The organism is Saccharopolyspora sp. NPDC002686 (assembly GCF_040295745.1).
GTDB lineage: Bacteria > Actinomycetota > Actinomycetes > Mycobacteriales > Pseudonocardiaceae > Saccharopolyspora > Saccharopolyspora oryzae.
In genome coordinates, this window is the sequence record NZ_JBEOVY010000006.1 from 48,141 (window position 1) to 57,455 (window position 9,315).

A 9,315-nucleotide genomic window follows, 5' to 3' on the forward strand; every position below is an offset into this window, starting at 1 on the left:
TTAGGTTGGAGTTCACATGAAGACGGAAATGTCCGTGACGTCCCGCCGAGGCGCTGTGCGGTCACAGCGGGCGGTGCGTGGCTTGAACTCCCGACTTGTTCTCGAGCAGATCTGGCGAAGTGACCCACGCATTGGCCTGAGCACCAACGATCTCGTCGAGACGACAGGGCTCACACGGGCGACCGTCCTGCTGATCTGTGATGAGCTGATCGACGACGGCCTCATCGTGCCGGCCACCTCCCGTCCGGAGACGACGACCGGGCGACCCGTGCGCCGGTTCGCCCTCAACGCCCACCGCGCCTACGCAGCGGGCGTTGACGTCGGCTACCGATCTGTCTCCTGCGCCGTTGCCGATCTCTCCGGACACTGGCTCGCGACCACGCGACGCGAGTTCTCGGATCAGTCCCACGAGAGCCGCACGGCCCTTGTTCGCACCGCGATCGACCAGACCATCGAACAGGCAGGAATCCGTCACGACGCTGTCGAGTCGGCATGCTTCGGCGTGGCCGCCCCCATCGCGGCCGACGGGCACATCTCCTTCGACAACCCGTTCTGGAAAACAGTCCAGCTCGACCCGAAGGAAGTGCTGGACGGCGTGGACTGGTCAGTGTCCGTCCACAATGACGCAAACCTCGCCGCCATCGCCGAACGCGACACGGGCGTTGCAGAGAGCACTGATAACTACATCGCGCTCCTGGCCGGCGAACGATTCGGAGCCGGGATCGTCTCGGCAGGACAACTACTCACCGGCTCCGCAGGCGGAGCAGGCGAAATGGCCTACCTGACGCAGGTGATCGGTGTCGGAGAACGCAAGGGCATCGGAGCCCTCGCCCGCGAATGGGCGGCCCAGGCGAACGAAGCACGCTCCTCGCAGAACGTTCTGCCCACCGACGCACACGCCGTCCTTGCCGCCGCCACCGCCGGTGACACGGACGCAATCACCATCGTCGAGCGTCTCGCAGACCGACTGGCGCGCGTCACCGGAACCCTCGCCAGCCTGCTCAACCCCGACATCATCATCATCAGCGGCACCACCTCCCACCAGAGCGAACCGCTTCTCCGCCGCACAGCGACCCTGATACCCCAGTTCAGCCCCCTACGCGTCGAACTCGCCGCGTCCGCCCTTGGACCACAAGCCGTCCTCACCGGCGCCATACGGGTCGCACTCGATACGATCTTCGACCGACAGAGCGCCAACCTCACCTCATAGAGGCGCACCACCCACTTGCTGTACGGAGCGTAAGAAAATCCAAAAGGGTCGGAAGCGCATCCGAGTGCGCGACCAGAAGAATGTTTATCTGCTCACGCGTCGGTCATGACGTTTCATTAGTGAGGATCTCGCTGCCCTGACGGAGGCCGGGACCAACTGATCGCGGTCCGGGCTTGCTGAAGATCATCGTCGGGCTCCATGGCAACGATGCAGACCGAGCAATTCCCCTGCAGGTGTGCCGAGGACTGCGGCTGCGGAAACAACGCAGCACTGGTCACGAATGCCGGTGTCGCCCTGTGCGAACCGCCCTGGGCTCCGGCGGCCAGTGCCCGGGTGGAGCGGCTTCACCCGGGTACTGAGTCCTTTTAGGACTGGGGGCGTTCGTCGACTGCCGTCAGGACGGCGCCTGAGGCGACGAGGTCGACGGCTGCGTCGAGCAGGGGCTTGAGGACCACGTCCTGGGTGAGGAACGGGATCGTTCGGCCCGTTGCCGTGGGGGTGGCGCGCACCAGGTCGAGGACGGCGCGGGCGGCCGAGGAGATCTCGGAACGGGGCACGTCCTCCCGCTGCATCCGCAGTTCGAGCGCTTGGCAGGCCATCAGCAGTTCGATGGCGATCACGTCGCGCACGTTGCGGACCACCGCCCTGGCGTGCAGGCCGGCGTTGTTGGCCATGGACACGTGGTCCTCCTGGTTCGCCGAGGACGGGATCGAGTCCACCGAGTCCGGGTGGGCCAGCGTCTTGCACTCCGAGACCAGCGCGGCGGCCAGGTACTGCGGCAGCATGTACCCGCAGTCCATGCCGACCTTCTCCGAGTCCACCAGGTAGTCCGGCAGGCCCCGGTTGAGGCTGGAGTCGGTGAGCCGGAAGACGCGCCGCTCGGCGATGTTGCCGACCTCGCTCATCGTCATGGCCAGCAGGTCGGAGGCCATCGCCAGGTACTCGCCGTGGAAGTTGCCGCCGGAGGCCGCCTTCAGCGAGCGCGGCAGCTCGGTGATGATCAGCGGGTTGTCGGTGGCGGCGTTGATCTCGGTCTCCACGATCCCGCGCATGAACTCCAGCGCGTCCAGCACCGGGCCGAGCACCTGCGGGGTGCAGCGCAGCGAATAGGCGTCCTGCGGCGGGTTGCGCACCGGGTCGGTGTCGGCGTCGCCGTCCACGAGTCCGCTGTCGGAGAGCAGTTCGCGCAGGCGGGCGGCGACCGCGATCTGCCCGCGGTGCCCGCGCGCCTCGTGGATCTGGGGGATGAACGCGTCCCCGAACCCCCGCATGGCCTCGATGGAGATCGCCGCGGTGATCTGCGCGGTCTTCAGGACCACCTCGGCATCGGCGAGGGCGAGGGCGGCGTGCGCGCAGGAGAACGAAGTCCCGTTGGTCGCCGCCAGCCCTTCCTTGGCGCCGAGCACGATCCGCTCCAGCCCGGCCTCCTGCATCGCCTGCACGCCCGAGACGCGTTCGGTGCCGCGGAACACCTCACCGCTGTCGGCCGCGATGTCCTCCCCGGACGGACGCGTCATGACCAGCGCCAGGTGCGCCAGCTGGATCAGGTCGCCGGAAGCCCCCAGGGACCCGTACTGCGGGATGACCGGGAACACGCCCCGCTGGAGCATGTCCACCAGCAGTTGCGGCAGTTCGGGGCGCACCCCGGAGTAGCCGCGCGCCAGGGACGCCGCCCGGATCACCATGGCCGCCCGGACGGTGTCCTCGGGCAGCGGATCGCCCGTGCCGCAGGCGTTGGAGACGATCAGCCGCCGGGACAGCTCCTCGGCGTCCTCGACCTTCTCGAACGCCTGCTTGCCCGCCAGCGAACCGAATCCGGTGTTCACGCTGTAGACCGCGTCCACCGGACGGCCCGCGCGCATCGCGTCGGTCAGCCCCGCCACCCACCGCGCGCTCGGCTCCATGGTCTCCAGCGCGCGGTCGGACAGCGCGATGCCGCGCCGGCCGCGGCTGACGTCGACGAGGTCTTCCAAGGTCAGGCGCTGGGCACCCAGGATCACTTCGGTCATGGTCGCTCTTCCTGTCGGCGGTCGGACGGTGGAGCTGATGGGACATCGCCGGAATCCATGTGCTCATCAGCTGCGGTGATCCGGTCGGAGAGCCGCTCGGCGCTCGCGCGCAGGAGCTGAACGGCCCGCTCGATCCACTCCGGGTGGTCGCAGCGGGACTGCTTCCCGGCCGCGGTGAGCGAGCAGATCGCCTCGCCCTTGATCAGCACCGGGACGGCGATGGCCAGCGCGCCGCGCCGCAGCTCCCCGCGCGAGATCTGGTAGCCCTGCTGCCGCGCCGTCCGCAGCTCCGCGCGCAGGAACTCCGGGTCCACCTGCAGCCCCGTGGGCGTGCCGAGCTTGCGGGACAAGATCGAGCGCAGCAGCGGGGCGGAGGCGTGCGCGAGCAGGATGCGCTGACCAGCTCCGGCGTGCAGCGGCAGCAGCTCGTTGATCCGGAAGGACACGTGGTCGGGACGCGGCCCGCGCACCTGGCGCAGGCACACTGCGTGGGTCCCGGTCCGGACCGTGATGACAGCGGTCTCCTCCAGCGCGGCCGAGAGGTCGACGAGCTCGTCGAGGGCGAGGCTGGACAGGATCGTGTTGGTCAGGTTCCGGCCGGACATCCCGATGGCCCGCCAACCGGGGGTGTAGAGGCCGCCGTCCTCCTCGACCAGCTGGTGACCGCAGAGCACCTTCAGGTGCCGGTAGACCGTGGAGCGGGGGACGTCCAGCTGGCGCGCGAGGGAAGCGGCCGACACCTCGCCCTGGTCGGCGATGGCGATCAGGATGGCGAGTCCGCGTTCGAGCGAGGACATCGACCGCCCCCACGCCGGAACCGGTTCGTCGGTCAAGACCCCCTGCCCTTCCGCGCGGCCGCCACGTCGTCGTGGACCGCGCCCATGAGACCCCAGCGGTTTCCCGCTCCACAAGCTCGGTTCTCATGCTGTGGGACACCGCCGCGCGGCGCTGCGGAGCCGAGGCCGTCGAATGCGACATCGGGGTCTCGGGAGGCAAAACCGGACGGGTGAAGTCCACAGTGGATCAACGCCGGCCGGAGCTGTCGGGTCAGTGGTCGCGCTGGAACCGGCGGAGCGCGTCGAGGGTGGCGGTGCGGTGGCGGCGCGCGGCGAGCTCGATGTCGATCGGATCGGCGCCGCTCTCGATCAGCGCGATGAGGTTGTCGTGCTCGGCGACGGATTCGACCGCGCGGCCCGGGACGAAGCTGAAGGTCGAGTTGCGCAGCATGCGCAGCCGGCCCCAACCGCGGCGCACCAGGTCGGTGATGTGCTCGTTCGGGCAGCGGGCGAACAGGACCGAGTGGAACTCCTCGTTGAGCTGGGTGAAGCGGCTCGGGTCGAAGTGCTCGAGGCTCTCCCGCATCCGCTGGTTCACCGCCCGCGCCTCGGCGAGGTCGGCGGCGGTCAGCAGCGGGGCGGAGAAGCCGGTGGCCGCGCCTTCGACGACCGCGAGCGTCTGCATCGTGGTGACGTACTCGCCCTCGTCCAGCAGGGCGACCTGCGCGCCGATGTTCTTCTCGAAGGTGACCAGCCCTTCGGCCTCCAGCCGGCGGATGGCCTCGCGGACCGGGACCGCGCTGATGCCGAGCTCACCGGCGATCTGGCTCAGCACCAACCGGTAGCCCGGGGTGAAGCGGTGCGAGACGATCCGGTCGTGGAGCCATTCGTAGGCCAGCTGGGACTTGCTGGTGGTGCCGCGGCCGGTCGGTGCGTCCGTGGTCATGGGGCCTCGTTTCGGTGAAGTGCGCTCCATCTTGCCCGAGGGGGCGGTGCGTCCCGATCTCTCCGGCGGTGTGCTCGAACCGTTGATATCAGATACGTCATCATATACGATCCTCGTCATGACGCACGACGACGTTCGTTCTCCGGTCGAAGGACTGGCCTGGCACCCGCTGGTCGGGCGGCCGGGCAAGGTGATCGCGCTGCACCTGAACTACCCGTCGCGGATCGCCCAACGCGGCCGGACGCCGGCCAAACCGTCGTACTTCCTCAAACCGGTGACCTCGCTGGCGGCCACGGACCAGACCGTCGAGCGTCCGCCGGGGGCCGAACTGCTGGCCTTCGAAGGCGAAATCGCCCTGGTGATCGGCAAAACCGCTCGCCGGGTCGCGCGGGAGGACGGCTGGTCCTACGTCTCGGCCGTGACCGCGGCGAACGACCTCGGCGCCTACGACCTGCGCACCGCGGACAAGGGCTCGAACCTGCGTTCCAAGGGCGGCGACGGCTACACGCCGCTCGGCCCCGAATCCTTGCCCGCCGCCGAGATCGATCCGGCCGCGCTTCGGGTCCGGACCTGGGTCAACGGCGAACTCGTCCAGGACGACTCCGCGGGCACCGTCGTCTTCCCGTTCGGCGAGCTGATCTCCGACCTGTCGCAGCTGATCACCCTCGAACCCGGCGACGTGGTGCTCACCGGCACGCCCGCCGGATCGTCGGTGGTGGTCCCGGGCGACGTCGTCGAGGTCGAGGTGGACGTCCCGGGCACCGAGCACCGCACCGGCCGGCTGCGGACCACCGTGGTCGAGGGGACGGTCCCGCTGCCGGACTTCAGCGCGCAGCCGGTGGTCGACGACCACCAGCGGGCCGAGGCCTGGGGGAGCCGCGAAGCAGCCGGGCTCCCGGCCGAGTTCGAACTCACCGACGAGCTGGTGGCGAAGCTGCAGAAGGTCGCGGTGGCGACGCTGTCCTCGCAGCTGCGCAAGCACGGCTACAACCAGGTGTCGATCGACGGCGTGCGCACCAACAGCCCCGGTCGGAAGATGATCGGCCGGGCCCGCACGCTGCGCTTCGTGCCCGCCCGCGAGGACCTCTTCCGCAGCCACGGCGGCGGGTACAACGCGCAGAAGCGGGCCTTCGACGCCCTCGGTCCCGGTGATGTGCTGGTGGTCGAGGCGCGCGGCGAGCGCGGCACCGGGACGGTCGGCGACATCCTCGCGCTGCGGGCCCAGGTCCGGGGCGCGGCAGGCATCGTCACCGACGGCGGCGTGCGGGACTGGAACGCGGTCGCCGAACTCGACATCCCCACGTTCTCCGCCGGCCCCCACCCCGCAGTTCTCGGGAGGCGCCACGTGCCGTGGGACCGCGACATCACCGTCGCCTGCGGCGGGGCGACCGTGCAGCCCGGCGACGTGATCGTCGGCGACGACGACGGGGTCCTGGTCATCCCGCCGGCGCTGCTGGGCGACGTGCTCGACGACGCGATCGAGCAGGAGGCCCAGGAGGAGTGGATCGCGGCGCGGGTCGCCGAGGGCGCCGCCGTCGACGGCCTCTACCCGCTGACCGGCGACTGGCGGAAGCGCTACGAGGCCGACCGGACCAACACCGACGCATAGTTCGCAGGAGGATTTGGATGAGCAACGCCCCGGGTGCCTGGCGCACCCGCCCCGAGGAACTGACCGGATCGATCGCGCCGGTCGTCACCCCGTTCACCGCGGACGGCGAGGTCGACCACGCGTCGCTGGCGAACCTCGTCGACTGGCAGCTCAAGCAGGGCTCCGACGGGATCTCCATCGGCGGCTCGACCGGTGAGCCGAGCGCGCAGACGATCGCCGAGCGGGCGGACGCGATCCGCACGGTGCTCAAGACCGTCGACGGCCGGGCCCCGGTCGTGCCGGGCACCGGCTCGGCCAAGCTCGACGAGACCATCGAGCTCACCGGCGCGGCCTACGACGCCGGCGTGGACGCCGCGCTGATCATCACGCCGTACTACGCGCGGCCCACCCAGGAAGCGCTGTACGTCTGGTACAAGACGGTCGCCGCGGAGTACCCGGACCTGCCGATCATCGCCTACAACGTGCCGAGCCGGACCGCGGTGGAGATCGCGCCGGAGACGGTCGCCCGGCTGCACCGCGACGTGCCGAACTTCGTCGGGATCAAGGAGACGACCAAGGACTTCGAGCACTTCTCCCGGGTGATCAAGGCCGCCGGTCGCGATCTGCTGGTCTGGTCCGGCATCGAGCTGCTGTGCCTGCCGCTGCTGGCCCTCGGCGGCACCGGATTCGTCAGCGCCACGGCCAACATCGCGCCCGCGGCGACGAAGAAGATGTACGAGGCCTTCCACGCCGGGCGGCTGGAGGAAGCGCTGGACATCCACTACGGCCTGCACCCGCTGGTGGACCTGATCTTCGTCGAGACCAACCCGGCGCCGGTGAAGTGGGTGCTCCAGCAGCGCGGCCTGATCAGCTCCGGGCACGTCCGCTCGCCGCTGATCGCGCCGACCGAACCGGGCAAGGACAAGATCCGCGCGCTGCTCGCCGAAGGCGCGGAGCAGCTCTCGCCGGTCGACGCCGAGGACACCATCGCCGCCCGCGCAACCGGAGGGGAATGACCATGACCGACCAGCACGTGCCGCAGAACCTGCCGAAGCGGCTCCAGCACTTCGTCGCAGGCGAATTCGTCGACAGCCTCGACGGCGCCACCTTCGACGTCCTGGACCCGGTGTCCAACAAGAACTACCTCGAGGCCGCGGCCGGCAAGCAGGCCGACGTCGACCGCGCCGTCGCCTCGGCGCGCAAGGCCTTCGACGAAGGCCCCTGGCCGCGGATGCTGCCGCGGGAGCGGGCCCGGGTCCTCAACCGGATCGCCGACATCGTCGAGTCCCGCGACGAGCGGCTGGCCGAGTGGGAGTCCTTCGACTCCGGGCTGCCGATCACCCAGGCGCTCGGGCAGGCGCGGCGGGCTGCGGAGAACTTCCGGTTCTTCGCCGACCTGATCGTTGCGCAGGCCGACGACACCTACAAGGTCCCGGGCAAGCAGGTCAACTACGTCAACCGCAAGCCCAAGGGCGTGGCCGGGCTGATCACCCCCTGGAACACGCCGTTCATGCTGGAGAGCTGGAAGCTCGCCCCGGCGCTGGCCTCGGGCTGCACCGTGGTGCTCAAGCCGGCAGAGTTCACCCCGCTGTCGGCCAGCCTGTGGCCGGAGATCTTCCGCGAGGCCGGCGTGCCGGACGGCGTGTTCAACCTGGTCAACGGCATCGGCGAGGAGGCCGGTGACGCGCTGGTCAAGCACGAGGACGTCCAGCTGATCTCGTTCACCGGGGAATCGGCTACCGGCCAGCTGATCTTCGCCAACGCCGCGCCGACGCTGAAGGCGCTGTCGATGGAGCTCGGCGGCAAGAGCCCCGCCGTGGTGTTCGCCGACGCCGACCTCGACGCCGCGATCGACTCGACGGTGTTCGGCGTCTTCTCGCTCAACGGCGAGCGCTGCACCGCGGGCAGCCGGATCCTGGTGGAGCGGCCCATCTACGACGAGTTCGTGCGGCGCTACGTCGAGCGGGCGAAGAACATCAAGGTGGGCGACCCGCACGACCCGGCCACCGAGGTCGGCGCGCTGGTGCACCCCGAGCACTACGCGAAGGTCACCGGCTACATCGAGATCGGCAAGACCGAGGCGAAGCTGGCCGCCGGTGGCGGTCGTCCGGAAGGCCTCGAATCGGGCAACTACGTGCAGCCGACGGTGTTCGTGGACGTGCCGCCGACCGCGCGGATCTTCCAGGAGGAGATCTTCGGCCCGGTCGTGGCGATCACCCCGTTCGACAGCGACGAGGAAGCGCTCGAGCTGGCCAACGACGTCAAGTACGGGCTGGCGGCCTACGTGTGGACCTCGGACCTCGAGCGCGCGCACAACTTCGGGCAGCGCATCGACGCCGGCATGGTCTGGCTGAACTCGCACAACGTCCGGGACCTGCGCACGCCGTTCGGCGGGGTCAAGGCCTCCGGTCTGGGGCACGAGGGCGGCTACCGGTCGCTGGACTTCTACTCCGACCAGCAGGCGATGCACATCTCGCTGGCCCCCGTCCACACCCCGAAGTTCGGCGCCTGACACGGCGTCACGCATGCGAAGGAACGTTCAACGATGAGTGTCTCGGCTGCATCAGAGCTCACCCCTCCCGACATCGTCCGCTGCGCCTACCTGGACCTGGTCGTCACCGATCTGGCGGCCTCCAGGGAGTTCTACGTGGACACGCTCGGCCTGGTGGTCACCGAGGAGGACGACGAGGCGATCTACCTCCGCTCGTTCGAGGAGTTCATCCACCACAACCTGGTGCTGCGCAAGGGACCGGTCGCCGCCGCGGCGGCGTTCGCCTACCGCGTCC

General features: G+C 69.6%; 8 protein-coding genes. 5 read left to right on the forward strand and 3 right to left on the reverse strand.

The window, feature by feature from the left end; genetic code table 11:
- The first annotated feature begins 82 nt into the window (after positions 1 to 82).
- Positions 83 to 1,210 (forward strand): ROK family protein, encoded by a 1,128-nt coding sequence (locus ABTZ89_RS01830; RefSeq protein ID WP_351038951.1) that lies wholly within the window; start codon positions 83 to 85, stop codon positions 1,208 to 1,210.
- Between the two features lie 365 nt (positions 1,211 to 1,575).
- Here the strand turns inward: ABTZ89_RS01830 and ABTZ89_RS01835 are convergent, their stop codons facing one another.
- The 3 genes from ABTZ89_RS01835 to ABTZ89_RS01845 form a co-directional block, all read right to left on the reverse strand.
- Positions 1,576 to 3,219, reverse strand: a complete 1,644-nt coding sequence (locus ABTZ89_RS01835) for an HAL/PAL/TAL family ammonia-lyase (protein ID WP_351038953.1) — start codon at positions 3,217 to 3,219, stop codon at positions 1,576 to 1,578.
- Positions 3,216 to 4,052 (reverse strand): IclR family transcriptional regulator, encoded by an 837-nt coding sequence (locus tag ABTZ89_RS01840; protein ID WP_351038955.1) that lies wholly within the window; start codon positions 4,050 to 4,052, stop codon positions 3,216 to 3,218. The genes ABTZ89_RS01835 and ABTZ89_RS01840 overlap by 4 nt, the downstream gene beginning before the upstream one ends.
- 214 nt (positions 4,053 to 4,266) lie before the next feature.
- Complete coding sequence (locus ABTZ89_RS01845) at positions 4,267 to 4,941, reverse strand: GntR family transcriptional regulator (protein WP_351038957.1); 675 nt, start codon at positions 4,939 to 4,941, stop codon at positions 4,267 to 4,269.
- A 118-nt stretch (positions 4,942 to 5,059) separates the two neighbouring features.
- On the opposite strand from ABTZ89_RS01845, the gene ABTZ89_RS01850 reads away from it, so the two are divergent.
- The 4 genes from ABTZ89_RS01850 to ABTZ89_RS01865 form a co-directional block, all read left to right on the forward strand.
- On the forward strand, positions 5,060 to 6,550 hold the full coding sequence (locus ABTZ89_RS01850) for a fumarylacetoacetate hydrolase family protein (protein ID WP_270953724.1): 1,491 nt from the start codon (positions 5,060 to 5,062) through the stop codon (positions 6,548 to 6,550).
- A 17-nt stretch (positions 6,551 to 6,567) separates the two neighbouring features.
- Entirely contained in the window at positions 6,568 to 7,545 is a 978-nt protein-coding gene (gene dapA / locus ABTZ89_RS01855; protein WP_351038960.1) for a 4-hydroxy-tetrahydrodipicolinate synthase, read from the forward strand.
- A 2-nt stretch (positions 7,546 to 7,547) separates the two neighbouring features.
- Positions 7,548 to 9,041, forward strand: coding sequence for a 5-carboxymethyl-2-hydroxymuconate semialdehyde dehydrogenase (gene hpaE, locus ABTZ89_RS01860; RefSeq protein ID WP_502949499.1), 1,494 nt, complete (start codon positions 7,548 to 7,550; stop codon positions 9,039 to 9,041).
- Positions 9,042 to 9,074: 33 nt separating this feature from the next.
- Positions 9,075 to 9,315, forward strand: a 241-nt coding sequence (locus ABTZ89_RS01865; RefSeq protein ID WP_351038964.1) for a VOC family protein, incomplete at its 3' end; no start/stop codon positions are given.